General features: G+C 74.4%; 20 protein-coding genes and 2 pseudogenes. 11 read left to right on the top strand and 11 right to left on the bottom strand.

Features of this window, described 5'->3' with window-relative positions:
• Positions 1–71: 71 nt before the first annotated feature.
• From JS756_RS00450 to JS756_RS00475, 6 genes are all read right to left on the bottom strand, one after another.
• A complete protein-coding gene (locus tag JS756_RS00450; RefSeq protein ID WP_205380842.1) occupies positions 72–1,346 on the bottom strand; it encodes an ABC transporter substrate-binding protein in 1,275 nt (424 codons plus the stop codon).
• A complete protein-coding gene (locus JS756_RS00455) occupies positions 1,343–2,482 on the bottom strand; it encodes a branched-chain amino acid ABC transporter permease (protein ID WP_205381269.1) in 1,140 nt (379 codons plus the stop codon). Before JS756_RS00455 ends, JS756_RS00450 begins: the two co-directional genes overlap by 4 nt.
• 7 nt (positions 2,483–2,489) lie before the next feature.
• Positions 2,490–3,386, bottom strand: coding sequence for a branched-chain amino acid ABC transporter permease (locus tag JS756_RS00460; RefSeq protein WP_205380843.1), 897 nt, complete (start codon positions 3,384–3,386; stop codon positions 2,490–2,492).
• Positions 3,383–4,168, bottom strand: a complete 786-nt coding sequence (locus JS756_RS00465; protein WP_205380844.1) for an ABC transporter ATP-binding protein — start codon at positions 4,166–4,168, stop codon at positions 3,383–3,385. Before JS756_RS00465 ends, JS756_RS00460 begins: the two co-directional genes overlap by 4 nt.
• The gene (locus JS756_RS00470; protein WP_205380845.1) at positions 4,165–4,947 is read right to left on the bottom strand and encodes an ABC transporter ATP-binding protein; all 783 of its coding nucleotides are present in this window, start codon (positions 4,945–4,947) and stop codon (positions 4,165–4,167) included. The genes JS756_RS00465 and JS756_RS00470 overlap by 4 nt, the downstream gene beginning before the upstream one ends.
• A gap of 685 nt (positions 4,948–5,632) precedes the next feature.
• Positions 5,633–6,880, bottom strand: coding sequence for a PucR family transcriptional regulator (locus JS756_RS00475; protein ID WP_205380846.1), 1,248 nt, complete (start codon positions 6,878–6,880; stop codon positions 5,633–5,635).
• A gap of 471 nt (positions 6,881–7,351) precedes the next feature.
• Here JS756_RS00475 and JS756_RS00480 point away from each other — a divergent pair, with 471 nt between their 5' ends.
• The 3 genes from JS756_RS00480 (at position 7,352) to JS756_RS00490 (ending at position 9,971) form a co-directional block, all read left to right on the top strand.
• Positions 7,352–7,543: a hypothetical protein gene (locus JS756_RS00480; protein WP_205380847.1), complete on the top strand. Its 192-nt coding sequence runs from the start codon at positions 7,352–7,354 to the stop codon at positions 7,541–7,543.
• Positions 7,544–7,629: 86 nt separating this feature from the next.
• Positions 7,630–8,523, top strand: a complete 894-nt coding sequence (locus JS756_RS00485) for a Gfo/Idh/MocA family protein (RefSeq protein WP_205380848.1) — start codon at positions 7,630–7,632, stop codon at positions 8,521–8,523.
• A 347-nt stretch (positions 8,524–8,870) separates the two neighbouring features.
• Positions 8,871–9,971, top strand: coding sequence for a PP2C family protein-serine/threonine phosphatase (locus tag JS756_RS00490; RefSeq protein WP_438817273.1), 1,101 nt, complete (start codon positions 8,871–8,873; stop codon positions 9,969–9,971).
• Here the strand turns inward: JS756_RS00490 and JS756_RS00495 are convergent.
• Entirely contained in the window at positions 9,937–12,228 is a 2,292-nt protein-coding gene (locus JS756_RS00495; RefSeq protein ID WP_205380849.1) for an MMPL family transporter, read from the bottom strand. The genes JS756_RS00490 and JS756_RS00495 overlap by 35 nt on opposite strands.
• A 238-nt stretch (positions 12,229–12,466) precedes the next feature.
• Between JS756_RS00495 and JS756_RS36455 the strand changes: the two are divergent.
• Positions 12,467–12,649, top strand: a pseudogene (locus tag JS756_RS36455) (hypothetical protein); the annotation flags it as partial.
• A gap of 5 nt (positions 12,650–12,654) precedes the next feature.
• On the opposite strand, the gene JS756_RS00500 reads toward JS756_RS36455, so the two are convergent.
• The 3 genes from JS756_RS00500 to JS756_RS00510 form a co-directional block, all read right to left on the bottom strand.
• Positions 12,655–13,839, bottom strand: coding sequence for a sulfite oxidase (locus JS756_RS00500; RefSeq protein WP_205380850.1), 1,185 nt, complete (start codon positions 13,837–13,839; stop codon positions 12,655–12,657).
• Between the two features lie 148 nt (positions 13,840–13,987).
• Positions 13,988–14,722: an ABC transporter permease gene (locus JS756_RS00505; RefSeq protein ID WP_205380851.1), complete on the bottom strand. Its 735-nt coding sequence runs from the start codon at positions 14,720–14,722 to the stop codon at positions 13,988–13,990.
• Between the two features lie 2 nt (positions 14,723–14,724).
• The gene (locus JS756_RS00510) at positions 14,725–15,666 is read right to left on the bottom strand and encodes an ABC transporter ATP-binding protein (RefSeq protein WP_205380852.1); all 942 of its coding nucleotides are present in this window, start codon (positions 15,664–15,666) and stop codon (positions 14,725–14,727) included.
• Between the two features lie 107 nt (positions 15,667–15,773).
• On the opposite strand from JS756_RS00510, the gene JS756_RS00515 reads away from it, so the two are divergent.
• Entirely contained in the window at positions 15,774–16,997 is a 1,224-nt protein-coding gene (locus tag JS756_RS00515; RefSeq protein WP_205380853.1) for a sensor histidine kinase, read from the top strand.
• A 123-nt stretch (positions 16,998–17,120) separates the two neighbouring features.
• Positions 17,121–17,781, top strand: a pseudogene (locus JS756_RS00520) (response regulator).
• Between the two features lie 335 nt (positions 17,782–18,116).
• On the opposite strand, the gene JS756_RS00525 reads toward JS756_RS00520, so the two are convergent.
• A complete protein-coding gene (locus tag JS756_RS00525) occupies positions 18,117–18,854 on the bottom strand; it encodes an HAD family hydrolase (RefSeq protein WP_205380854.1) in 738 nt (245 codons plus the stop codon).
• A gap of 60 nt (positions 18,855–18,914) precedes the next feature.
• Between JS756_RS00525 and JS756_RS00530 the strand changes: the two genes are divergently transcribed.
• The 5 genes from JS756_RS00530 (at position 18,915) to JS756_RS00550 (ending at position 25,820) form a co-directional block, all read left to right on the top strand.
• Positions 18,915–19,628, top strand: a complete 714-nt coding sequence (locus JS756_RS00530; protein ID WP_205380855.1) for a nucleoside/nucleotide kinase family protein — start codon at positions 18,915–18,917, stop codon at positions 19,626–19,628.
• A 214-nt stretch (positions 19,629–19,842) separates the two neighbouring features.
• On the top strand, positions 19,843–21,480 hold the full coding sequence (locus JS756_RS00535) for a glycosyltransferase family 39 protein (protein ID WP_205380856.1): 1,638 nt from the start codon (positions 19,843–19,845) through the stop codon (positions 21,478–21,480).
• A gap of 292 nt (positions 21,481–21,772) precedes the next feature.
• Positions 21,773–22,720: a MurR/RpiR family transcriptional regulator gene (locus tag JS756_RS00540; RefSeq protein WP_205380857.1), complete on the top strand. Its 948-nt coding sequence runs from the start codon at positions 21,773–21,775 to the stop codon at positions 22,718–22,720.
• Between the two features lie 255 nt (positions 22,721–22,975).
• Complete coding sequence (locus JS756_RS00545) at positions 22,976–23,350, top strand: hypothetical protein (protein ID WP_205380858.1); 375 nt, start codon at positions 22,976–22,978, stop codon at positions 23,348–23,350.
• Positions 23,351–23,438: 88 nt separating this feature from the next.
• Positions 23,439–25,820 carry a SpoIIE family protein phosphatase gene (locus tag JS756_RS00550; RefSeq protein ID WP_205380859.1) on the top strand — a complete coding sequence of 794 codons (2,382 nt, stop codon included), beginning with the start codon at positions 23,439–23,441 and terminating at the stop codon, positions 25,818–25,820.
• The last annotated feature ends 86 nt before the right edge of the window (positions 25,821–25,906 follow it).

Genomic DNA, 25,906 nt, shown 5'->3' on the forward strand with positions numbered 1-25,906 from the left:
GGACGACGTCCGGCGGGTGCCGGTGTCCTGGGCCGGACGGCCGTCGGGGCGGGCGGCCGTCCGGCCGCGGCTCAGTTCTTCGCGCTCAGGTAGGCCTCCGCGTCGGGCACCGCGTGCGCGTCCTCCACGCCGACGACACCGCCGGCCGCGTCGGCGTCGGGCCGCAGCACGTAGGTCTTCATGCCGGCGGGGCGGTTGACGTCGGAGAAGTCCAGCGGGGTGCCCAGTCCGGTGTCGGCGTTCTTCTGCGCGCGGTGGGCCTTGACGACGTCCTGGCGGGCGAGGCTTCCGGATTCGCAGGCCTTCTTCAGGTCGGCTCCCATGAGTTCGGCGGCGTTGTAGCCGGAGAGCACACCGGCGTCGACCAGGGAGCCGGGGTACTTCTTCTCGTAGGCCGCGACCATGGCCCGCACGCCGGGCAGGTCGGAGCTGACGGCCGGCGCGGCACTGACGATGTTCAGCATGGCGGCGAGGGCGGGTGCCGCGGGCGTCTTCATCAGCTGGGGGGCGAAGCCGGGGGCGCTGCTGACGACGGGCACGCGCAGGCCGCGGGAGGCGGCGACGCCGACCAGGGAGGCGGTCTGCGCCGGTCCGGCACTGATCAGGACGGCCTTCACCCCCGCCTTGCGCAGGGCGGAGACCTGGGCGGACAGGTCGGTGTCGGTCGCCTTGATCTTCTGCGGGACGATCTTCATGCCGGCCTTCTGCGCGGCCCAGGTCGAGCCCTGGAGGGCGTTGGCGCCGTAGTCGCCCTCGAAGTAGACGTGGCCGATGCTGTCGCCCTTCTTCAGGCCCTTGGTCCTGGTGAGGAAGTCGACGGCGGCGATCATGTCGAGGTCGTAGGTGGTGCCCAGGACCTGCACCGATTCCTTGCCGAGCAGGGAGGCCGCCCAGGCCTGCGGGAAGGTCAGCATGTGGTCGCGCCGGATGTCGTCGAGGAGGGCGGCGACGACCGGGGAGCCGATGACCTCCGGCAGTGCGACGACGTCGGGGGCGATGTCGGCGTAGGCGGTGACCGCCTTCTGCACGTCGTAGCCGTGGTCCTTGACGACGATCTCGATCTTGCGGTTGCAGATGCCTCCGTCGGCGTTGGTCTCGTCGGCCCACATCTGCTGGGCCTGCACGATGGATTTGCCGAGGGTGGCGTACGGCCCGGTCAGGTCGGTGAGGGCGCCGAGCCGGATCGTCGTCGCGTCGACGCCCGGCCCGGTGCGGACGCCGTCGGCGCCGCCCGCAGTCTTCTCGCCGTCGGCCTTGGAGCTGCATCCGGTGACCGCCGTCAGCAGGACGAGGGCCCCGGCGAGCGCGGCCGCGGCCGCGCGGTGCCTGGAGTGGAAGGTGTTCACGGGGTGTGCTCCTTGGGTCGTGCGGCGGGAGAGGAGGGTGACGGGGGCGGGCCGGCCGGCTCGCGGGACGGGCTGCCGGGGCTGTGGCGGCCGGGCAGGCGGCCGCGGACGCGGCGGGCCAGGCCGTGCAGGCCGTCCGGCGCGTACAGGAGGATCAACACGATGGCGGCGCCGTAGAGGTAGCGGGCCGCCTCGGTCGGCCCGACCGCGCCGTCGCCGCTCCCCGGGGTGGCCACGAGAGGCAGTTGGTCGGCGTAACGGGTCATCAGCAGCGGCAGCGCGGTGACGAAGACGGCGCCCGCGGTGGCTCCGGCGACCGAGCCGAGGCCGCCGATCACGATCATGGCGAGGTAGTCGACGGAGAGGGCCAGGGAGAAGTAGTCGGGGACCACCCGGCGGAACGCGAGCGCGAGCAGCACTCCGGCCAGGCCCGCGTACATCGACGACACGACGAAGGCCGCCGACCGGTGGCGGGCGACGTCGACGCCCATCACGGCCGCCGCGGTCTCGCTGTCGCGCAGGGCGGCCAGGGCCCGGCCGGGCCGGGAGCGCAGCAGACCGCGGGCGGTGAAGCAGGTGATCCCGAACAGGGCCAGGCCCAGGTACCACAGCCGCTCCTCGGCGCCGAACGGGACACCGAGGACGACGAGTTCACGGCCGTCCTCGGCGAAGGCGAAGCCGCCGAGGGTGAGCGGGGGCACGGAGCGGCCGTTGAATCCGCCGGTGACGGAGTCCGCGGTGAGCAGCAGGTGGTGTCCGAGGAAGACCAGGGCGAGGGTGGCGACGCCGAGGTAGATGCCGCGGACGCGGGCCGCGACGGGACTGAACAGGCCGCCCGCCGCACCGGCGAGCAGCACCGCGAGCACCACGGCGAGCGCGGGCGGCAGGCCGGGGCCGGGCTCGCCCGCGAGTGCCGTGTACCCGTAGGCGCCGACCGCGAGGAAGAAGGCGTGCCCCAGGGAGAGCTGCCCGGCGGTGCCGGCGAGCAGCGACAGACCCACGGCTCCGATGGCGGCGGCCAGCGAGAACAGCCCGATGCGCAGCCAGAAGGCGTCCAGGTAGAAGGGCGGCAGGCACAGCAGGAGGGCGAGGGCCACCGTTCCGGCCGGCTTCAGGCGCAGGCGGTCGAAGGGTATCCGGCGATCAGACACGGGCCGCTCCCTTCGCACCGAACAGCCCGGTCGGCCGCACCAGGAGGACGAGGACCATCACGGCGTACGGCACGACGTCGCCGAACCCTTCGCCGAGGACGTGCAGTTCCGCCTGGTGGGCGGCGACGAGGGCCTCGGTCAGGCCGATGAGCAGGCTGCCCGCGAGCGCGCCGGGCGGGGACGTCATGCCGCCGAGGATGGCTGCGGGGAAGGCCTTGAAGGCGATCTGACCGGTGGTGCGCTCCAGGCCGGGCGCGGGGAATGCGGCGAGGAACACGGCCGCCAGCGCGGCGAGCGCGCCCGCCAGGCACCAGGCCAGGGTGCGCACCCGGCCCAGCCGGACGCCCATCAGCGCGGCGGCCTCCTGGTCCTCGGCCGCGGCGCGCAGCGACAGCCCCCAGCCGCTGTACCGGAACAGGGCGAACACGGCGCCGATGGCCACCGCCGAGACGGCGATCGCGGCGAGCCGGCTGTCGGCGACGGTCACCGAGCCGATCCGGGCGACGGAGTCGCCCCAGGGGTCGCCGAGGGAGAGCAGGTCGCCGCCGATGCGCCGGGAGAGGTCGGTGAGCAGGAGGATGTCGACACCGATGGTGACGATGGTCTGCACGTGGGCGGTGCGCGGATCGGGGTCGCCGCGGCCGAACAGCAGCCGGTCGAGGGCACCGGCCAGCAGCGCGGTGGCCAGGACGGCCGCGGCGAGCGCTCCCGCGAAACCGAGGTCGTCGTGGAGGACGGCGGTGAGGTAGCCGCCGAACAGGAGCAGCGACCCCTGCGCGAAGTTGATCACTCCGGAGGCCTTGAAGACGACGACGAAGCCGAGGGCCACGAGGGCGTAGACCGCACCCAGGGCCAGGCCGTCGAGGAGATCACCGAACAGGGACGTCATGCAGCGCCCTCCTGTGTCGTCGCGGTGCCGAGGTAGGCGCGCAGCACCTCCGGGTCCCGGCGGACGTCGTCCGGGCTGCCGTGGGCGATGGCCCGGCCGAAGTCGAGGACGGTGACCTCGTCGGCGAGGCGCATGACCAGCCCCATGTCGTGCTCCACGAGCACGACGGACAGGCCGAGTTCGGCCCGCACGTCGCGGATGACGCCGGCGGTGCGGGCCCGTTCGGCCGCGTTCATCCCGGCCACGGGCTCGTCCAGGAGCAGGACGCGGGGCTCCAGGCACAGGGCGCGGGCCAGTTCGACGCGTTTGCGGTCGCCGTAGGACAGCAGGGCCACGGGGGTGTCGAAGTGGGCGGCCAGGCCGGTGAGCTCGGCGATCTCGCGGACGCGGGCCAGGTGCTCGCGCTGTTCTCGCCGGGCGCGCGGCAGGTGCAGGGCACTCGCGGTGAAGCCCGCGCGGGTCAGGACGTGGCGGCCGAGCATGAGGTTGTCGGCGACCGTGCCCTCGGTGGTGACGATGTTCTGGAACGTGCGGGCGACGCCCAGCGCGGCGATGCGGTGCGGTGCGAGCCGGGTCAGCTCCGTCTCCCCCAGCCGGACACTGCCGGTGGCCGGGCGGTACAGACCCGACAGGACGTTGAAGCAGGTGGACTTGCCGGCGCCGTTGGGCCCGATGAGGGCGTGCGCCGAGCCGGGGGCGACGGTGAAGGAGACCTCGTCGAGGGCGGTGAGGCCGGCGAAGCGGACGGTGACGTCCTCAGCCCTGAGCTCGGGGGCGTTCATGCGGCCTCCTGTCCGTCGGCGCTCTCGCCCAGGTACAGGCGGCGCACCGCGTCCGTGCGGGCGAGTTCGGCGGCGGGTCCGGCCAGCCGTGTCTCGCCGACCTCCAGGACGTGGGCGTGGTCGGCCAGCGACAGGGCCATGCCGGCGTTCTGCTCGACCAGCAGGACGGCGGTGCCCTGGGTGTTGATCTCCCGCACCACCTCGGCGATGCGGTCCACCATGAGCGGCGCGAGGCCGAGAGAGGGCTCGTCGAGGAGCAGCAGGCGCGGGGCGGCCATCAGGGCGCGGCCGATGGCCAGCATCTGCTGCTCGCCGCCGGACAGCAGGCCGGCGGCCTGCCGGGGGCGTTCGGCGAGCCGGGGGAAGAGGGTGAAGACCCGGTCGCGGGCCTCCTGGACCTGGGCCGGTCGGCGGCGCCCGAGGCCCAGGCCGCCGGTCCGCAGGTTCTCCTCGACGGTGAGTGCCGCGAACACCCGCCGCCCCTCCGGTACCTGGACGACCCCGGCGCGAACGGCGCGTACGGGGTCTCGCCCGTCCAGTGCGGTGCTGCCGTAGCGGATGCTGCCGGCGGTGATCGCACCGCGATGCAGGCGCAGGGTGCCCGACACCGCGCGCAGCAGCGTCGTCTTGCCGGCACCGTTCGCGCCGAGCAGGGCGACGACGCCGCCGGGCGGCACCGTCAGGGACACGGAGCGCAGCGCGGACAGGGCGCGCCCGTAGGTCACGTCGACGTTCTCGACGTGCAGTGCGGCGCGGTCGTCCGGTGGTGCTTCGGGCATCGCCACTCCTTGGGACCGTGCCGGTCAGCGGCACGGCCGGCGGGGGAAGGGGAGCTCACGACAGCACGGGCACCGGCGGCCCGGACAGGTCCCGGGGCTCGGACGCTGCGGTGTCCCAAAGCTGCTGTGCGCGGGTTGTGCGGGTGCCCAGAGTGCGGTGGTCGGGGCCGGCGCCGGGGTACGGAGCAGAGGCGCGACCGCCGGCGGCGGGCGGGGAGGGGCCCGGAGGGTTCCGGAACACCGCGAGGGTGGCGGTTGGGTGGGCCGGGACGACCGGCGCCGCACGGCTTCCCCGGCCCGGTGGACGTCCGGCCGGGTGGACGTCGCGGCGCGGGCAGGACGCGGCACGGCGGGGCGACCGGCCCCGACGGGCCCCGGGCAACGGTCGCTTCGCGGGCGGCCCCGGGCAACGGTCGCTTCGCGGGCGGCCGCGATGCGCAGGGACGTCTTCTTCGGAGCAGGTACGAGGGGCACGGGGTGGGCACGGTCGGTCCGGTGACGGCCGACACGGTGGGAGAGGCGGGACAGGTGGTGCGTGGGGACGGGTGGTGATGCGTGAGCAGGGGCACGGCGACGGCGTCAGGCCGGGCCGCCCGCTGCCGGGACGCGAGGCGGGGCGGGCGGGACGAGAGCCGGGCCGGCGGGGTATCCAGGTGCCTCGACTTCGCCGACGGGCACCGCGGGATCAGCGGGGCATCAGCCGCCGGGCCGCCAGCGCCAGGCCCACCTCCACCAGGTCGGTGGGGCGGGCCAGGCGGCGGCCGGTGAGCTGCTCGAACCGGCGCAGCCGGTTGAGGACGGTGTTGCGGTGGCAGTACAGCCGCCGGCTCGCACGCTGGGCGGAGCCCTCGCAGGCGAGCCAGGTGGCCAGGGTGTCCACCAGGACCTCGGCGTCGGCCCCGTCCAGCTCCGCCAAGGGGCCGAGGACGCGGTCGGCGAGGGCGGTGCCCAGTTCCGGGCAGGAGACCACGAGCGCCTCGGGGAGGTGGTCGGTCAGCCGTACGGTGCCGCCGGTCCCGGGGCACAGGCTCAGTGCCACGTCGGCCAGCCGGCGTGCGTCGCCCACGGCCGCCAGGCCGTCGACGGCGCTGCTGACGCCGGTCCGCACACCCGGCGCGTTCCGGGGCTCGACACCGGCCGGTGTGTCGCCGTCGGGGGCCAGGACGATGCAGTGGTCCACCTCCGGGCCCGCATGCCAGTGGGCCCGTGTCGCCGGGCCGAGCTCGGCGTCACGGCTCCCGGCCTCACCGGCGACCGCGACGACGACGTACCGCCCGTGCTCGGGCAGGCCGAGGGCGGCGGCGGTCTCGGGCAGGTCGGCGATGCGGCTGGTGCCGTCCAGCAGGGCGCCGGCCAGCAGCCGGACCCTGTTCTCGCGGCGCCAGGCCAGCCGCTGCTCGGTCTGCCGGTAGGCGTCCGCGACGAGGGTGCAGTGCTCGTCGACGAAGTCCCACACGTCGGACGCGACGTGCACCAGGAGGCGTACGTCCTCGGGCGCGCACCGGGACGTCTCGTCGACCAGGTCCTGCCAGACCAGGGAGCCGCCGAGCCGGAAGGCGTGCAGCAGGGCGTCGAGCGGCAGTCCCTGTTCGGCGCGCGTGGCGCCGATCCTCCAGGTGCAGTGGCGGGCCGCTTCCCGGGCGCCCCGCGGGTCGAGCAGCGAGGAGACGCTGTGCCGCAGCGAACGGTGCACCTCCTGCCAAGTGCCGGGCGTGTCGCTCTCCAGGGCGGCCCGGTAGGCGGGTTCCTGCTCCTGGAGGAGGCACAGGAGGCGATCGGTGAGCTGGGGCAGGTCGTCCAGCAGGACGCGGGCCGCGCGGTGCAGCACGCGCAGGGCGTCGGCGTCGATCAGCGGCCGGCCGCGCGGGGCGCGCCGGTGGGCGGGTTCGGGGCCGGGTCGGAGCACGGCTCGTGGGCCCAGGGCTCGATGCATCGCGGTTCTCTCCCCAGGTCGGCTTCCGGCGGCGCCCTCACGGTGGTGCCGGGGCCGGCACCGAGGTGTACGGCCCGTGGGGCGGTCGCCACCTGACTCGTCCTGTCCCGAAGAATGACATACCGTCCGGTCGGTCCCTAGGGTTGTGCACGGTCTTTTCCTCCCGCTCGGCCCAGGGGCCCTCCGTGCCGGCCGCCGCGCCCGGCACGCGACGTCGTCGGGACAAGGCCGCTCCCCCGCCAGGCCGGGGAGCTCCGCGGCGCGGTGTGCGCCGGCATCCGGGCGCGCCGCTCCCGCCCCGGCCGCCCGGCGGGCCCGCGGCGGCACGGGCCGTTGCGTCCCCTGCCGGGGACGCGGACCGGCCCCTCCTCGCCCGCGCCCGCATCGTCACACTTTCTTCACTCGACGCGAGGGCATCAGCGGCTCGTTCCGGTGCACCCGTTCGACCGCCGTCCGGCGAAGGAGATCACCATGGGCTGGGTCGCCGTGTCACTGCTGCCTCTCGTGTCGCTGCTGTTGCTGGTCGCCGACCGGATCGAGGATCGCCTGTTCCCTCCGCCCGCCGCGCGCGAGCAGCGGGGTCGCGACGAGCGGCGGCGTCTTCGCCCGGTACGGGACCGCGGAGCGCGGGCCCGGGGCGCTCAGGACCGGCCGGCCGCCTGACCGCGGTCTGCGGCGGGTGCACGGCACCGTGGTCCGTGTGGCACGCTCACGGATGACGTGATCAGGTCTTCCGGAGAGGCGACCGCATGCGCATCGGACTGCTCGGCACCGGCCCCTGGGCGCAGCTCGTGCACGCCCCCGCGCTGGCGGCGCACGACACTCTCGCCTTCACGGGCGTGTGGGGCCGGCGCCCGAAGGCAGCCGAGGCGCTCGCCGAACGGCACGGCACCCGGGCCTACGCGGACGTGGACGCGCTGCTCGGCGACGTGGACGCCGTGGCCGTGGCGCTGCCGCCCGATGTGCAGGCCGCACTGGCCGTGCGGGCCGCGCGGGCGGGTCGGCACCTGCTGCTCGACAAGCCGCTGGCGACCACGGCCGAGCAGGGGCGCGCGGTGGCCGAGGCCGTGCGGAAGGCGCAGGTCGCCTCGGTCGTCTTCTTCACCACCCGCTTCCAGCCCGGCCCGGAGGCCTGGATCGCCGAACAGGCGGCGCGGGGTGGCTGGTTCACCGCCCGCGCCACGTGGCTGGGCTCGGTGTTCACCGCCGACAGCCCCTTCGCCGACTCGCCGTGGCGCCGCGAGAAGGGCGCTCTGTGGGACGTGGGCCCGCACGCCCTGTCGGTGCTGCTGCCGGTGCTCGGCGACGTACGGCAGGTGGCCGCGGCGGCGGCCGGGCCCGAGGACACGGCTCATGTGGTCCTGCGGCACGAGGGCGGCGCGTCGAGCACCCTGACCCTGAGCCTGACGGCACCGCCCGCGTCGGCGGGCACCGAGGTCGAGCTGCGGGGCCGGCAGGGCACGGCGCTCCTGCCGGACGCCGCGGACGGCCCCCTGCCGGCCTTCGCCCGGGCAGCGGACGCGCTCCGTGCCGCCGCCCTCGACGGCCGCCCGCATCCCTGTGACGCCGCGTTCGCGCTGCGGGTCACCGAGATCCTCCAGGCGGCCGAGGCCCTGCTGGACGGCACACGCCCGCACGCCTGACCGCAGGCCGGCCGTCGGCCGTCATCGCCGGGCCCCGCCTCGTCGGCCGCGTTCCCGAGGTGGCAGCGCGGTCGCCCCGCCGCGGGGGAGCACCGTCGCCTCGCCACGGAACAGGGGAGCCGGTCGTGCCGTCCCGCGATGTGCCGCTCCCCCCGGCGTCCGGCGCGCAGTGACCCCGGCGGAACCCGGCGCCGCAGCGCCCCTCGCACCGGCTGCGGCGCCACCGCCGGTGCCCGCCCCGGCCGCATCCGGCGCCGTCCCCGCCCCGGCCGGGGCGGCGGCCCGGCGCTCCCGGCACCGGCTGCCCTCGGCGTGCGAGGCCGGGTCCGGCGTAGGAGCGTGGTCGTGTGGCCGGTGTGCGCGTTCTGTCACCGCGCCGGGCGGGTGACCGGCGCGGCTGGCTGCACGGCGCACCCCCGCCCTGGTGGGTGCGGGCGCTGCCGCTCGCGCTGGTGGCCGCGGTGTGTGTGGCCACGCTGGTGAGCAGCGAGCCGCTGGACATCGGGTTCCTGCTGGGCGCGATCCCGCCGCTGGCCGTCCTGTCGTACGGGCCCTTGGGGACCGCGCTGCTGGGTGGTGCGGTGATCGTGGTGCTGAACCTGCCCGTCTTCCAGCTCGACAAGCCCGGCCAGACCGACCTGTCGACCATCGCCTTCGTGGCCCTGCTGAGTATCTTCGTGTCGTTCGTGCGCAGCCGCCGCGACGCGCAGCTGGACCTGGAGCGGACGGTGGCCGTGGCGGCGCAGCGGGCCATCGTCCCGCCGGTGCCCGAGCGGGTGGGGCCGGTGAGCTGCGCGGGGCTGTACCGGGCGGCCGAACGGGGGACGCTGGTCGGCGGTGACTTCTTCGACGTGCGCGGCGGCCCCTACGGGGTCCGGGCCGTGCTCGGGGACGTGCAGGGCCACGGGCTGGCGGCCGTGGCCACGGTGGCGTCCCTGCTGGGGGCCTTCCGGGAGGCGGTGCTGGACCAGCCGGACCTGGAGTCGGTGGCCGCCCGGCTGGACCGCAGGCTGGTGACGGACTCGGCCCACACGCCGGACGCCGAGTTGTTCGCGACGGCCGTCCTGCTGGAGTTCGGCGCCGACGGGCGGACGGTGCGGGCCGTCTCCTGCGGTCATCCCGCGCCGATGCTGCTGCGTGCGGGGAAGGCGACGGAGGTGGCGGTCGAGCCGTGGCTGCCGCTCGGTCTCGGTCTCCCGGAAGAGGCGCCCCTCCGTGCGACCGCGGTGGACCTGCGCACCGGGGACCGGTTGCTGCTCGTGTCGGACGGGGTCGTCGAGGCCCGGAACGGCTCCGGAGTCTTCTATCCGCTCGCCGAACGGCTCGCGGACCTCACCGACGTGCCCGTCGCCCAGCTCACCGCGCGGCTGTGGGCCGACCTCGCGCGCTACAGCCCGGACGTCAAGGACGACGTCACGATGCTCGCTCTTGCTCCGGAGGCCCGCTGACGCCCGGGGCCGCCTCGCGGTCACCCTCGGCGTCGATGTGCGGCAGGATCCGGTCCAGCGGGCGAGGCGTCCACCAGGCGTGGGGGCCGAGCAGGGTCATCACCGCGGGCACCATCAGCAGGCGGACCACCGAAGCGTCGATGAGCACGCTGACGGCGAGGCCCAGGCCCAGCATCTTGACCACGATGTTGTCGCTGATGATGAACGCCGCGAAGACACTGGCCATGATCAGCGCGGCGCAGGTGATGACGCGGGCGGTGATCTCCAGGGCGTGTGCGACCGAGTCCTCGGCGTCCCCGGTGCGCAACCAGTTCTCGTGCACACGGGACAGCAGGAAGATCTCGTAGTCCATGCTGAGCCCGAAGATGATGGCGAACATCATCATGGGCACGTAGCTCTCGATGGGCACGGTGCCGTTGACGCCGAGAGCGGGGCCGCCCCAGCCCCACTGGAAGACGGCCACGACGACGCCGTAGGAGGCGGCGATCGACAGCACGTTCAGGACGGCCGCCTTGACCGCGACGAGCAGGCCGCGGAAGACCGCCAGAATGATCAGGAAGGCGAGGCTCACCACGACGGCGATGATGAGGGGCAGCCGGCTCGCGACGATGTCCCGGAAGTCGACCTGGGCGGCGGTGGTGCCGGTGACGTAGCCGTGGGCGTCCGTCCCGGAGACGGCCTGCGGGAGCGTGTCGTCGGCGAGGCGGTTGGCCAGGTCGGTGGTGGTGGCGCTCTGCGGGGACTGCTGGGAGTAGACGGTGGAGATGAGGACGTCCCCGTCCTGGGTGGGCGTCAGCGGTGTCACCGTGGCGGCGCCCTGCACGGCGTCCAGCGTCTTCTGCGCCTGGGAGGCGAGAGCGGAGCGGTCGGACTGCGGGACGGAGGTCTGGTCGATGACGACGGTGAGGGGCCCGTTGGAGCCGGGCCCGAAGGCGTCCGACATCAGGTCGTAGGCCCGCCGGTCGGTGAACGAGGTCGGGTCGGCGCCGTCCCCGATGTGGCCGAGTTGGATGGAGAACAGGGGGATGGCCAGCACCGCGATGATCGTGACACCGGCGCCCAGGTAGTGCCAGGGCCGTCGCTCGACCCGCTTGGCATACCGGTGCCAGGTGCCCTGGGGCTGCGAGCCCGGCTGTCCGCTCGCCTCGGCGACGGGCCGGCGGACGGTGAACTGGTCGATGCGTCTGCCGATCAGGCCGAGCAGCGCCGGCACCATGGTCAGGGCGCCGGTGACGGCGGAGACGACGGTGACGGCGGCAGCCAGTCCCAGCTTGCCGATGAAGGACACCCCGGAGGCGTAGAGGCCGCCCAGCGCGACGATCACCGTGCAACCGGAGACCAGGACGGCTCGGCCGCTGGTGGCGGCGGCGTGCCCCGCCGCCGCCACGGGATCCGCGCCGTTCATCAGGTTCTGCCGGTGCCGGGTGAGCAGGAACAGGGAGTAGTCGATACCGACGCCGAGGCCGATCATCGTGGCCAGGGTCGGCGAGACCGTGGCGAAGGTGAAGGCGGCGGCCAGCAGCCCCAGGATGGCGAGCCCGCCGACGACGGCGATGAGGGCGGACAGCAGCGGCAGCACGGCGGCGATGATGCTGCCGAAGCCGATGAGCAGCACCACGATGGCCACGCCGAAGCCGATCGCCTCGCTGAGCCGGTCGTTGGGGGCCGGCCGTGCCAGTTCACCGAGCGGGCCGCCGTACTCGACCTCCACACCGGCCTGCCGCAGCGGGTCGACCGCGCGATCGACCCCGTCGAGGTAGTCGCTTCCGAGCGTGGAGGGCTGGACGTCGAAGCGGACGGTGATGTACGCGGTCTTGCCGTCGGACGACAGGGGGCCGACATCGCTGCTCTGCTGGCTCTGCTGCGACTGCTGCGAGGTGCCGCCGGGTGCGGTGAGGGGATTCTGCACCGAGAGGACGTGCGGCAGCTTCTGGAGGTCGGCGACGGTGTCGGCCATCGGTGTGCCGAGGGCGGTCAGGGACTGGCCTGCGTCGTGCAGGACGATCTGGCTGCTGTAGCCGCCGGCCTGCGGGTCGTGCTGCTTGAGCACGTCCAGGCCCTCCTGCGACTGGGTGCCGGAGATGGTGAAGTTGTCGGAGTAGTCGCCACCGAAGGAGTAGTTGAGACCCTGCAGCGCCACGAGTGCGACGACCCAGGAGACGATGACGATCAGGTAGTGCCGGGCGCACCCTTCCCCGAGCCGTCTCAGGGCCCCTCGGGCGGTGCGTCCTCCGGCCTGCTCTGTGGTGGGTGCCATGGCCTCGGTATTCTCCGCTGGATGGTCTCCGGACCTTCCATTCCACGCCGGTGCGAGGCGGTCGGCACCTCGGAGTGCGCCTTTCGGGAGGCTGTACGGCAGCGCCTCGCGGGGGCGACGGCTCCGGCGGCGCGTGCCCTCCGGATGCAGGGTGCGCCGCCTCGGTGAATGGTGTTAGTGGACCCGATGACCGCACCGGGCCGCCGCATCCTTCCGCACCGGAGGAGGAGCTCGAACCATGTCGCCGTCACAGCCCGAAGGGTCCCGGTCGCCCCGGGACAGCACCACTCCCGACCGACTGCTCCACGCGCGCACCGGCACCGACGTCACGCCCGAGGACGTGGTGCTGGCCGCGGGCCGGGACCTCACACCGCGCAATCTGGAATGGGCCAGGCAGAAGCTCGCGCAGGAGGGCCCCGCCTGGCCTCAGTGGTCCCGGCTCTCCGCCTCGACCGGACCGTCGCCGCCCTCGCGGTCCCGTCCGTCCCCCTCCTCCGGTTCGGGGCAGAGGACCGGGACCCGCTGGACGAGGTTGTTGGCGAAGCCGCCCCGGTTCCAGGGCTGTTCCATGGGCTGCGTCGCGCCCCCCGCGTCCGTGGCGCGCACGGCGAGGACGTGGGCGCCGGGCGCGGCGGTCCAGGTGTGCCGCCAGCCGCGCCAGGCCCAGGGGTGGCCGGTGTCGGGTTCCTGATCGGCGTCCCGCCAGGTGGCGCCGCCGTCCGCGCTGACCTCGACGCGCGTCACCGGCGCCCGACCCGACCAGGCGCGTCCTTCGAGGACCACCGGGCCCGGCCGCACGACGCGGGTGCGGGACATGAAGTCCGGGAAGCCCGGCGGCACCATCAGCGCCCGGGGGGCGATGCGGGTCACGGCCTCGCCCGCGTCCTGCGGGTCCTGCCGCAGCCGGTACGCCACGGACTGCTGGAAACCGGTGAACGGCGTGTCGACGACGGTGATGTCGCGCAGCCACTTCACATGGGCCATGCCGTACCAGCCGGGGACGATCAGACGCAGGGGGTGGCCGTGCTGCGGCGGCAGCGGGGCACCGTTCATGCCGACGGCGAGCAGCACCTCGGGGTCGGTGCCGGTGGCCACGTCCACCGGCAGGGCACGCCGGTAGTCCTGTTCGACGCCGCGTTCGACACCGTGGTCGGCTCCGGTGAAGACCACGTCGACGGCGTCCGCTTCGACGGCGGCCTCGGCGAGCAACAGCCGCAGCGGTACGCCGGTCCACTCGGCGGTCCCGACCGCCTCGACCAGCCAGGGCTGGCTGACCGGGCGGGGGCTGAGCAGTGCGCGGCCGTTGCCCGCGCACTCCAGCGTCACCCGGGTGGTGATCTGTGGGAAGGCCCTGAGGTCGGTGAGGTCCAGGCGGAGCGGCCGGCGGACGCGACCGCCCACGGTCAGGGTCCAGGGGGTGTCCGGGGGCACGTACGGGATGTCGTAGTGCGTCAGGACGTAGTGCAGGCCCGGTGGGGAGACCTCGTGGCGCAGCGTCTCCAGGGGCAGGCCGTGGTTGCGGGTGGCGAGCGCCAGTTCGTCGCGGCCGATGCCCTCGTCCGGGGCGGCCAGCCGGGCGGGCGCGCTCACGTCGGCGAGTCGATGGCCCATGGCTGCATTATCGCGCCGCAGGGCCCGGACGGCACGGCACGCCGGTATGGGGCACCCCCGTGGGGGACGGCCCGCGGTGTACTCGTAGGGCGGACCCGCGCGCCGTTGCCGGGGAGGTTCGGCCGAGGCCCGTCTCTGACGCCGAGGGTCAGGCGTCCCGTCGGCGCACGGCCCACCAGCCGGCCAGGAGGGCGGCTGCCGCCCACAGCCCCTCCACCGCGAGACCGGCCCACGGGCCGAGGCCGGCCGACGGATCCTGGTGCAGGACCTGCTGTCCGGCCCGGTCCGGGAACCAGGAGGAGACGCCGTCGGCGACGTCCGCGACCACGAAGGACACGATCAGGAGGAACGGGACGAGCAGGCTGAGCACCGCGACGGCACTGCGCAGCAGAAAGGTCAGTCCGGCGGCGAACAGGGTGACGAGGGTGAGGTGGATCCCCGCGCCGATGCAGGCCCGCAGGGCTCCGGGCTCGCCGAGTCCGATGGCGTACGGGCCCAGGAAGGCCTGGCCGGCGAAGAAGGTCGCGAATCCGGTCGCCAGCCCCACGGCGAGGGCCGCGGCGGCCACGACCGTCGTCTTGGCCGCGTAGAGCAGGCCTCGGTGCGGTACCGCCGACAGGGAGATCCGCAAGGCGCCGCCCACGTATTCGGACGACACCGCCGTGGCTCCGAAGGCGATGGCTGCGATCTGCGCGAAGTTGATCGCGTAGAAGGCTCCGGAGACGGGGTCCCCGCCGTCGTCCGCCTCGGCCCTGCCGACGGTGGCGAAGACGAGAAGGGTGATCATGAGGGTCGCGGCGAAGACCGCGACGAGGGAGCCGAAGCTCGCCCGGGCGGACCTGATCTTGATCCATTCGGAGTGGAGTACCGCGGTGACGGACATGGTCAGACCTCCCGGGGCGCGGTGGGGGATGCAGGGGGCGCGGCGGCGAAGTCCGCCTGGTTCGCGGTGAGGGCGAAGTAGGCCTCCTCCAAGGAGGCCTGTTCGTCGGTGAGTTCGAGGACGGCGATGCCCTCCTGGGCGGCGAGGGCTCCGATGTCCTGGGCCCGGGCGCCCTCCACGAGCCAGCGGCCGTCGCCGCCCTCTGCCACCGTGTGCCCCCTGCGCAGCAGCGCGGCCCGCAGCCGGACGGGGTCGCCGGTGCGCAGGCGTACCCGTTCGCGGCTGTGCCGTTCGATGAAGTCGGGCAGGGAGGTGTCGGCGAGCAGCCGTCCTCGACCGAGGACGACGAGGTGGTCGGCGAAGGCCGCCGTCTCGTTCATCAGATGGCTGGAGACCAGGACCGTGCGGCCCTGCCGGGCGAGCCGGCGCAGCAGCTCACGGATCCACACGATCCCTTCGGGGTCGAGCCCGTTGGTGGGCTCGTCCAGCATGAGGACGGGCGGATCCCCGAGGAGCGCGGCGGCGATGCCCAGGCGCTGGCGCATGCCGAGCGAGAAGGTCCTGATGCGGCGGCGTGCCACGGCGGCGAGGCCGGTCTCCTCCAGGACGTCGTCCGTGCGACGGGCCGGGATGCGGTTGCTGGCGGCGAGGAAGCGCAGATGGTCGCGTGCGGTGCGGGAGCCGCTCGCCGCCTGTGCGTCCAGTAGCGCGCCGACCGTGCGCAGCGGCTCGTCGAGCGTGGCGTACGGGCACGCGCCGACCGCGGCGGTGCCGGAGGTGGGTCGGTCGAGGCCGAGGACGAGCCGCATGGTGGTGGACTTGCCGGCGCCGTTGGGGCCGAGGAAGCCGGTGACGCGGCCCGGTGCGATGCTGCACGTCAGGTGGTCGACGGCGCGCACGGCGCCGTACTCCTTGGTCAGGTCCAGGAGGTCGATGCTGGTCATGGCTTCAGCCTGGTCGTGCCGGCGCGGGCGATCATCCCCCGCCGGAGGAGGGTGTCTCCCCCGGGCGGGGGAGATCCGGCGCCGTCCGGCCGTGCCACGATGCCCACATGTCGGATCTTCTGCTGCCGCTGACCCGTGCGGTCACGTACACCCGCTGGGTTCACCTGCTGGTGGGAGCGATCCTGCCGCTCGCGTGCGCCATGGTCTATCCCGGGTTGGTCGACCCGTCGCCGGGTGACTGGGTGCTGATCGCGCTCCTCCCGATCCCCCTGGTGCTGGCCGCCGCGGCGGTGCCCTCGGTGCGCCGGGCGGAGGGCCTGCAGGCGCGGTTGATGCTGTTTCCAGGTCAGCACGCCCGGGTGAAGGGTGACGGGGAGCCGGGTGTCTCCGCGGTTCCGTCCGCCTCGTGGGCCGACCGGGCCGGAACGGGCGTCTGGCTGGTGCTGCGGCTGGAAATGGGGATGGCCGTCGCCGTGGTGACCGAGCAGTTGATGGCCGTCTCGCTGTCGCTCGTCGGGTCGGCCTGGGGGGTCGGCGACCTCGCCGACCCGCCGGTGCCGGTTCCCTCGGGAAGCGGCGCGGGCTGGGTGTGCCTCCTGCTGCTGCCCGTACCGGTGTCGGTGTTGTTGGCGGTCGTCGTCGGGGCGGGTGCTCTCATGGCCCGGGCCGCCCGCCAGTTGCTCGGACCGACGGCCGGGGAACGGCTGGCCGAGTTGGAGGAGCGTACGGAGCGGCTGCTGGAACGCAACCGGATCGCCCGGGAGTTGCACGACTCCCTCGGTCACGCGCTGACCCTCGCCGTCGTCCAGGCGGGTGCCGCGCGGGCGGCGGCCGACCCGCGGTTCACGGATCAGGCGCTGGAGGCCATCGAGGAGACGGGACGCGCCGCGTTGGAGGATCTGGAGCGCGTCCTGCTCGTGCTGCGCCACGGGGACCACCCGGCCGGCGCCCGGCCCACGCTCGGCGAGGCGGACCGCCTGCTGGAGTCCGCCCGGTCGTCGGGGGCGCAGGTGCAGGCGGAACTGACGGGGCCGCTGGAGCACCTGCCGGGACCGGTCTCCCGCGAGGCCTACCGGATGCTCCAGGAGGCGCTCACCAACGTGCTGCGGCACGCCGGACCCGTCCGGGTCGCGGTGCGCGTCGCCGCGGACGACGCACGGCTGCGGCTGGAGGTGCGCAACCCGCTGGCCGAGGGGGCACCGGCGGCCGGCACCGGAGGTGGCAGCGGGCTGCGCGGGATACGGGAGCGAGCCGCCCTGCTCGGCGGTGCGGTTCGCGCGGGACGGGACGACGGGCACTGGCTGCTGTCCGTCGACCTCCCGCTGCGGTGATCGACCGTGCCGGACGGCGGCCACCGCCCGATCGGCGGGAGGCACCGCCAGATCGGTGCGATCGAGGGGGCGGAACCCGCCCCCGGCCAAGGGCCGTTCCGCTCGCAACACTAGGCTGACCGGATGCCGCTCACCGTTCTCCTCGTCGACGACGAGCCGCTCGTACGGGCGGGCCTGCGCGCCGTGCTGGAGGCGCAACCGGACATCGAGGTGGTGGGTGAGGCGGCCGACGGGGCGGCCGTGATCCCCCTGGTGCGGCAACTGCGCCCCGATGTCGTGGCCATGGACGTGCGGATGCCGTTGATGGACGGCATCGAGGCCACCCGGGCGGTGCTGCGCACGGTGGTGGACCCGCCGAAGATCCTGGTGGTGACCACCTTCGAGAACGACGACTACGTGTACGGCGCGCTGCGCGAGGGCGCCGACGGCTTTCTGCTCAAGCGCGCGGCCGGCGGAGATCGTGCACGCGGTACGGCTCGTGGCCGAGGGCGACTCCCTGCTGTTCCCCGCAGCGGTACGGCAGTTGGCCGCGTCGCACGGGCAAGAGGGGGGCAACGCCGCGGCCCGGGCGGCGATGGAGGGTGCCGGGCTGACCGAGCGGGAGCGCGAGGTACTGCGTCTGATGGCGCGCGGGCTGTCGAACGCGGAGATCGCGGCGGGCCTGGTGGTGGGGACCGAGACCGTCAAGAGCCATGTGAGTGCCGTGCTGGCGAAACTCGGTGCGCGGGACCGCACCCAGGCGGTGATCGCGGCGTACGAGTCCGGTTTCGTGTCACCGGGCTGAGGCCAGGTCGGCGACGACCCACCGCCGCGCCCCTGACGCACCCGGGTGATCTGCACGGACAGAAGGGTCCGCGAGCGCACCGCCCAGGGCCGCGCGGCAGCGCGACCGCAGTGCGACAGGGTCGCCGCGGCAGCCTCGGAACAGCCCGCTGGCGGCGAGGGCGCACATGCTGTGCAGCCGAGCAGGGGACGGCCGGGCCGGGCCCGAGGTACCGGTCGTACAGCTCGTGCCTCGGGCCGGAACGCGCCATGGCCGCGTGCGCGGCACAGGCCTCCGGGCCGTTTCCCCGCGCCGCGCCGGACCGGTCACCGGGCAGTACCCCGTCGGACCCGGTGTCAGCCGGAGAGCAGGTCCGCGAGGTCGGCCACGACGCGGTCGGCGCCGTGGGCGTACAGGGCGTCCCGCTGCCCGGCCCGGTCGACACCGACGACGTACCCGAAGCGTCCGGCACGGCCGGCATCCATCCCCGCCAGCGCGTCCTCGAAGACGGCGGCATGGGCGGGCGGCACGCCGAGGTCGGCGGCCGCGGCGAGGAAGGTGTCGGGGTGCGGCTTGCCGGGCAGCTTCCGCCCGGCCGCCACCACCCCGTCGATCCGTACGTCGAACAGGGCCTCGGCGCCGATCGACCGCAGCACGTCGAGGGTGTTGGCGCTGGAGGAGACGACGGCCGTGGCCAGCCCTCGGGCTCGGGCCGCCTCGATGTACCGCACGCTGCCGTCGTAGGCCTCGACGCCCTCGGTGCGGATCTTCTCCAGCAGCAGGGTGTTCTTGCGGTTGCCGAGGCCGTGCACGGTGCCGGCGTCCGGCGGGTCGCCGGGCTCTCCCTCGGGCAGTTCGATGTCCCGGGAGAAGAGGAAGGTGCGCACGCCGTCGGCGCGGGGGCGTCCGTCGACGTATTCGTCGTAGTCGGCGGCGTCGAACGGGCGGAAGGGCGTCTCCTCCCGCTCCCGCAGGAACGCGTCGAACGTCTCCTTCCAGGCCGCCGCGTGCAGGGTGGCCGTGCGTGTGACGACCCCGTCGAGGTCGAAGAGGCAGGCCCGGATGTCGTCGGGCAGTCCGAGTTCCGTCGTCATACCCGGAAGGTTCCCCCGATCGCGTCTCCCAGCGGCCCGCGCGGCTGACAGACTTCCTGTGTGCCGATCGCCTTCGCCTCCCTCCTCGCCCGTGCCCGTGCCCTCGCCGAGGGCCGGCGGCGCGCGGTCCTCGGCATCGCCGGCAGCCCCGGCGCGGGCAAGTCGACGCTCGCCGAGAACCTGGTGCGCGCGCTCAACGCGGACGGGCCGCCCTGGGTCGCCCACGTACCGATGGACGGCTTCCACCTCGCCGACGTCGAGCTGGACCGGCTCGGGCGGAGGGACCGCAAGGGGGCTCCCGACACCTTCGACGCGGCCGGTTACGCGGCGCTGCTGCGTCGGCTGCGCGAGGAGCCGGACGGGGACGTCGTGTACGCGCCCGGATTCGAACGGGTGTGGGAGCAGCCGGTCGCCGGGGCGGTCCCGGTGCCGCCCTACGCCCGGCTGGTGGTCACCGAGGGGAACTACCTGCTGCTGGGCACCGGGGCGTGGGCGCGGGTGCGGACCCAGTTGGACGAGGTGTGGTTCTGCGAGCTGGACGAGCCGGAGCGGATCCGGCGGCTGATCTCCCGTCACGAGCGGTTCGGCAAGGGCCACGAGGAGGCCGTGGCGTGGGTCCTGGGCACAGACCGGCGCAACGCTGAACTGGTGGCGACGACGCGAGGCCGGGCCGACCTGGTGGTGCGGGACGTCGTGGGCGGGCCGGAGGGCCCCGGGTCGTCCCCCCGCGGCGACGCCCGGCCGGGTCAGGTGGGCGCGGACGGCGGACGTTGAGTGTGGCGCGCCGTCCGGGCGCGCCGGGTCGGGTGCCGCGCGCCGGGTCGGCGTGCCCCGGGGCGCGTCGGGGCCCGGCGCGGGCGGTTCGGGGTGGCCGCGAGGTGAACCCCGGTGCGCTGCGGGCCGTACCCCTTGACACGGCGGGCGGTCCGTCGCGGGGACCGGTGAGGCGGTGCCGCCCGGTGCGGCGGGCGCCGGCGGGGGACGGACGATGACGAACGATCGGAGCGGGGGGACCGCCCCGGACGGGCCCGGACGGGGCGTCCGGGTGCGCCGGTGGCTGCTGCCGTTCGTCGTGGCCGCGCTGCTCGTCCAGATGGCCGTCGCCATGGTGACCACGGCCGTGCAGCAGACCCCGACGATCGACGAACCGGTGTACGTGGGCGCGGCGGCCGTCTACCTGCGCGAGCACAGCCTGCGTCTGAACCCCGAGCATCCGCCACTCGGCAAGCTGGTCGTCGCCGCGGGAGTGGCGCCGGCCGGGCCGCGGCTCGACCCGTCGTTCCGCGGCGACCAGGGGCAGGTGGGCCGGCATCTGCTGTACGGGTCGGGCAACGATCCGGGGCGGCTGATGCTGTGGGCCCGGCTGCCGGTGATCGCGCTGACGCTGCTGTTCGGGCTGGTCGTGTTCGCCTTCGCCCATGATCTGACCGGACCTGCGGGGGGACTGGCCGCGCTCGCGCTGTACGTGTTCACACCGGACGTGATCGCGCACGGCTCGCTGGCGACGCTGGACGTGCCGATGGCCGGCTTCCTGCTGACCTCCGTCTGGCTGCTGTGGCGGGCCCGCCGGCGCCCGCGCCGGTACCTGCCGCTTGCAGGGGCGGCGCTGGGGGCGGCGCTGGCGACGAAGATGAGCGCGCTGCCTGCGGTTCCGGTGCTGCTGGTGCTGGCGGGCGTGGCGGCGGGGTCGTGGCGGCCGGGAGGCCGGCGGCGGGCGGCGGCGGGCGCCGCGACAGTGGCGCTGGTGGCCGTCGCCGTCGTGTGGGCGGCGTATCTGGCCGTCGATCCGCGGCTGCGGCGGCCCCCGCCCGAGTCGGTGCCCGCCGTGCACGGGCTGCGTGGGCTGCTGGTGCGGGCGATGCCGTTCCCGGGGTCCTACCGGGACGGCATGCGCATCCAGTTCGCCTTCGAGGACCGGCCCTGGCAGGGCTTCCTCCTCGGCCACCTCTACACCGGGTCCCACTGGTACTACCTGCCGGTCGCGCTGCTGGTGAAGACGCCGCTCGGGCTGTTGCTCCTGGGTGCGGCGGGCGTGGTCGCGCTCCTGGCCGTGCGGCGGCTGCGGCCGGCGGCGGCGTACGTTCTCCTGCCGGCGGCCGTGCTGCTGGTGGCGGCGATGCAGGGGGCCCGGGACCTCGGCACCCGGTACGCGCTGTGCGTCCCGGTGTTCGGGGCGGTGGCGGCGGGGTGCGCGGTCGCGTCCAGGGGCCGTTGGATGTCGGCCGTGGCGGGGGCGCTGGTGCTCTGGGTGGCGGTCAGTTCGGGGCGGACGTTCCCGTACTACCTGCCGTACTCCAACGAGGCGTTCGGCGGGCCGTCCCGCACGCATCTGCTGCTGCACGACTCGAACGTGGACTGGGGTCAGGACCTGGGCCGGCTGGCGGCCCGGCTGCGCGGGCGGTACGCGGGCCGGCCGGTGTGGCTCGTGTACAAGGGCAGTGGTGTGCCGTCGTACTACGGGATCCACGCCCGGGATCCGCGCACGGTGCCGCCCGGCCGGGTGCACGGGCTGCTGGTCGTCTCGGACTCGGCCGCCGCCAAGGCCCGGGGGAGGCTGGCCGAGCTGCTGGCCGGAAGCCGTGCGGTCGACGACGTGGGCCACTCGATCACGATCTACCGGCGGTGAGGGCCTGTGGACGAGCACGGGACGTCCGCGGAACGGGGTCGAGGCCCGGGGTCCGCCATCGGCCGTCTCCGGCGGGCGGGCCGGGTGAGGGCGGCGGCGGCCGGGAGCGCTCTCTCGGCTCCCCGGCGCGCTGCCGCCGGTCGCGGTCCCGGCCGAGACCCGTCCGGGAAGGGCGTGCGGCGTCGCCCCCCTTCCTGCCGCTGCGGCAAAGGCGCCCGCACGGTGTCCGAGGTGTGGGAACGGCCGCCCACCGGCCCTGAGCCGGGCGGCGGGTGAGCTATGTTGAAACACCGTGGGAGACAAAGGAGACGCATCCGTGCCATCGCTGCAGCAGGCACGTGCGCAGGCATCGGCGATCACCTCGGGGAAGACTGCGCCGGAGGTGGAGGCGTCCCCGACCTCCCAGCTCAGGAGGCTCTTCGACAAACCCCGACTGTCCCCCGGGCAGCGGCGCATCGCCCAGTACCTGATCGAGCACATCACCGAGGCCGCGTTCCTGTCGATCACCGACCTCGCCGAGCGGGTGGGGGTGAGCCAGCCGTCGGTGACGCGGTTCGCGGGGGCGGTCGGTTTCAGCGGCTACCCCGCGCTGCGCGAGAGGCTCCAGGCGATCACCCTCGGCAGCCGCGGCGGCGGCGCGGCCGCGGACGAGGCCAACCGCAGCAACGAGCTCCAGGCCGCGGTGGACGCGGAGATCGAGAACCTGGAGAACCTCCGCCGCGACTTCGCCGACCCCGACCAGGTCATCGACATCGGCCGCAAGCTGACGCAGTCGACGCCGCTGACCGTCCTGGGACTGCGCATCTCCGCCTCCCTCGCCGAGTACTTCGCCTACGCCGCGCGCCGTATCCATCCGGACGTGCGGCTGGTGACGCTCGGCGGCAGCGTGGCCTACGACGCGCTGCTGCAGTCGCGGGAGGCGGGCGGTTCGTGGGTGCTGGCGTTCTCGCTGCCGCGGCACGCCAGGGAGACGCTCACGGCCCTCCGCGTGGCGCGCAGCGCGGGGCTGAAGGTGGCCCTGATCACCGATCTCGCCCTGGGGCCGGTCGCCGACGAGGCCGACGTGGTGTTCGCGACGGGAACCGGCTCCCGCCTCGTCTTCGACTCCTACGCCGCCCCCGGGCTGATGGCCGCGGCGCTGCTCCAGGCGATGACCGACGCAGGTCCGGAGCGTGTCCAGGCGCGGCTGGAGGAGTACGAGCAGATCGCCGACAAGCACCACTTCTTCCTGCGCGACTGATCGCGTGGCACGCTTGGCCACCGGGCTTTCAACCCCAGCACGCATGAATGTTTTCATACGTCTTGCAAAGGCGACGGCATATATAAATACTGCTCACGGCCGCACCGCCCCGCAGCCGCCGTCCCCTACCCGCGTCGGCGGCCGGAAGGTTCGGTCGGGCCTCGCGAGGGCGAGCGCCCGTGGCGGCCCCGGCCATCCCCTAGGCCGGGGCCGCCCGAGACCGTCGGACACCACTCGACGCCGGAAGCGATCACCATGCCTCTCACCACGACGCGCACCAGCCCGGACTGGCCGTGCCAGGTCAAGACCCCCGGCTCCTACGACTGGGAGCGCTCGGCGGCCAAGTGGCTCCGCGAGCTGGTGCCGGCGCGCTACGCCAGCTACCCGGCCCTGATGCGCCACCCGGTCCTGCTCGCCCGGCACGCGGACATACAGGTGCAGCACGAGATCCGCATCGCCCGCACCGCCCTGCAGACCGCCCGCGCCGACCTGCCCCGCCTCGGTCTGCCGGAGTCGGTCATCGAGCACACGATCAAGATGTACGCCGCCGAGGTCATGCAGCTGCAGCACATCGCCCGCAGCGTGCGCACCGTCACCCAGGCGCTCGTGGAACGCAACGCCGCACGCTGATCGCCCGCCCCACGGGCGAACCCGTGCACCGCCCGACGGGTACGTGCGCGGAACCGATCGGACGGTCCGGTTGTGCCATGCTCACCATGTGACGAGTGAGCCCGCCGTTCCGGCGGAGTCCGGTGCCACGCCCGACCTGGCGGCCCTGACCAGGATCGTGGCACAGCAGCGCGCCGAGTTGGACCGGCTGCACGATCTGGCGGCCACCTCGGCGGTCCTGGAACGCGCCAAGGGCGCCCTGATGGCACTGACCGGCTCCTCCCCCGACGCCGCCTTCGATGAGCTGGCGCGGCGCGCCAAGAGCGCTGGCCGCACGCTGCTGGAGGAGTGCTGGCTCACACTCGGCGACCTGGTCCCGCCCCTGCCGCCGACCGCGCCGCAACCGGAGCCGAGCCGGTCCCCCTTCCCCGAGGAGGCCGGAACAGGCCATAGGGGCGCCTTGGAAGACCAGGACATCGGCTCACTCGCCCGGCTCGCCCGGGCCCTGATCCAGGTCCGCTCCCCGCACGACCTGGCCGCGGCACTGCTGACGCACCTGGCGCCCGGGGTGGGCGCCGACGCGGTCATGGTCTTCGCCCGCCACTCCGCCGGTGGACTGGAACTGGTCGGCCACGCGGGCATCGACGACACCCTGGCCGCGCAGTGGCACCAGGTCCCGCCGGTGAGCGGGGTGCTACCACTGGACGCCCTCGACACGTGCGAGGAACGCTGGCTGGAGGACATCGGCGAGGCCGGGCACGGGTATCTGATCATCGGGGAGCCGCCCGACCGCTGGAAGTCGCGGGCCTGGCTGCCCGTGGTGGTCGGGGATTCCGCGGACGTCACCGTCGGAGTGCTGCGCGGGCGGGCCGAGCCGTTCGGCCCGCGGGTCCGTGAGCATCTGCGGGCCGCGACACGGCTGTGTGCGGGGCGGCTGCGGTCTCTCGACGCCACGCACGAGGACGGGGCCGACGCCGCCACGGACGTCGTGCAGACGGTACTCGACGTCATGCCGGGCGCCACACTGCTGCTGACCCCGTTGCGCTCCCCGACCGGCGGAGTGGAGGACTTCCGCATCGACGCCGCCGCGCCGACGGCCGTCGACGCCGCCGGCCGCACCGGCCGGGAGCTGGTCGGACTGCGGCTGCGCGAGTACCGGCCGACCGTGGCCACGGAGCCGCTGTGGCAGGGGTGCCTGCGGACGCTGGCCACCGGGGAGCCGTACGAGAGCGAGCCGTTCGCGCAGCGGCAGAGCGTGGGCGGCACCGCCGAACTGGCCACGTGGTTCGTACGCGTGGCGAAGTTCGGCGACGGGCTCGTCGTCACCTGGATCCGGCACGACCCCTCCGACCGGCAGGAGCAGCGCCTCGCGGACGTCCAGCGGCTGGGCAACCTGGGATGGGCCAGCTGGAACCTGCTCACGCACGAGACGACGTGGTCCGCCCAGGCCTTCGCCGTACTCGGCCGGGACCCGGAACGCGGGCCGCTGCGGCTGACGGAACTGCCGGCACTGGCCCTGCCCGAGGACCTGGGACCGCTGGCCGGTGCGGTGGGCCGGCTGCTGCGCGAGGGCCGACCGCTCGACGTCCCCTTCCGGATCCGCGTGCGCGCCGGGGTACGTCATCTGCGCGCCGTCGCGGAGGCGGTCGGCGACAGCAGCGGCACGCCGATCCAGGTGCACGGCTTCCTGCAGGACGTCACCCCGCTGCGCAGTGCGGAGATCGCCCTGATGCAGAGCGAGCGGGCGATCCACACCCAGCACAGTGCGCTGCAGGCCGAACGGTCCATGGCGGCGCGGCTCCAGCACGCCCTGCTGCCCTTGCCGGGAGGCCCCCTGCTCCTGGCGGGGCTGCGCGTCGACGTGGCCTACCTGCCCGCCCAGTCGGGGCTGAACGTCGGCGGGGACTGGTTCAGCGCCGTGGAACTGCCCGACGGCGACGCCCTGTTCGTCGTCGGCGACGTGGCCGGGCACGGCATCGACGCGGTCGCCACGATGGCGCAGCTCCGCTTCACCACGAAGGGCATGGTGAGCACGGGGTCGTCGCTGACCGGCGCCCTGACCCGGCTCAACGCGCTGCTCAAGCCCTCCCGGGACGCTCACGGCACGGCGACCGTGATACTCGCCCGGTACCACGCCGACGGCCGGCGGATGGTGTGGACGCAGGCCGGGCATCCGCCGCCGGTGCTGCTGCGCGGGGGCCGCGCCCGGCTGCTCGACCGCCCCGCGGGCATGCTGCTCGGCGCGAGCGACACTCCGCGGTACGAGGCGGCAGAACTGGGGTTGCTACCGGGCGACCGGCTGGTTCTGTACACCGACGGGCTCGTCGAGCGGCCCGGGGAGGTCATCGACCTGGGTCTCGCGCGGCTCGTCCGCGCCGTCGAGGCCCAGGCCTCCGGCCCGCCCGGGGCGACGGCCCCGCTGCACGCCGAGTTGCTGGAGAGCGACCAGCGCGACGACGTGTGCGTCCTGGACATCCGGGTGCCGGTGTAGGGCTGCGGCGCCGTCCGGCGGCCGATCACGCGGAGTACGGCCGCCACAGAGAGAACGGTACTCAGTACCCTGTCGGGAGGGTACTG

It is taken from the genome of Streptomyces actuosus, assembly GCF_016921115.1.
Classification (GTDB): Bacteria; Actinomycetota; Actinomycetes; order Streptomycetales; family Streptomycetaceae; genus Streptomyces; species Streptomyces actuosus_A.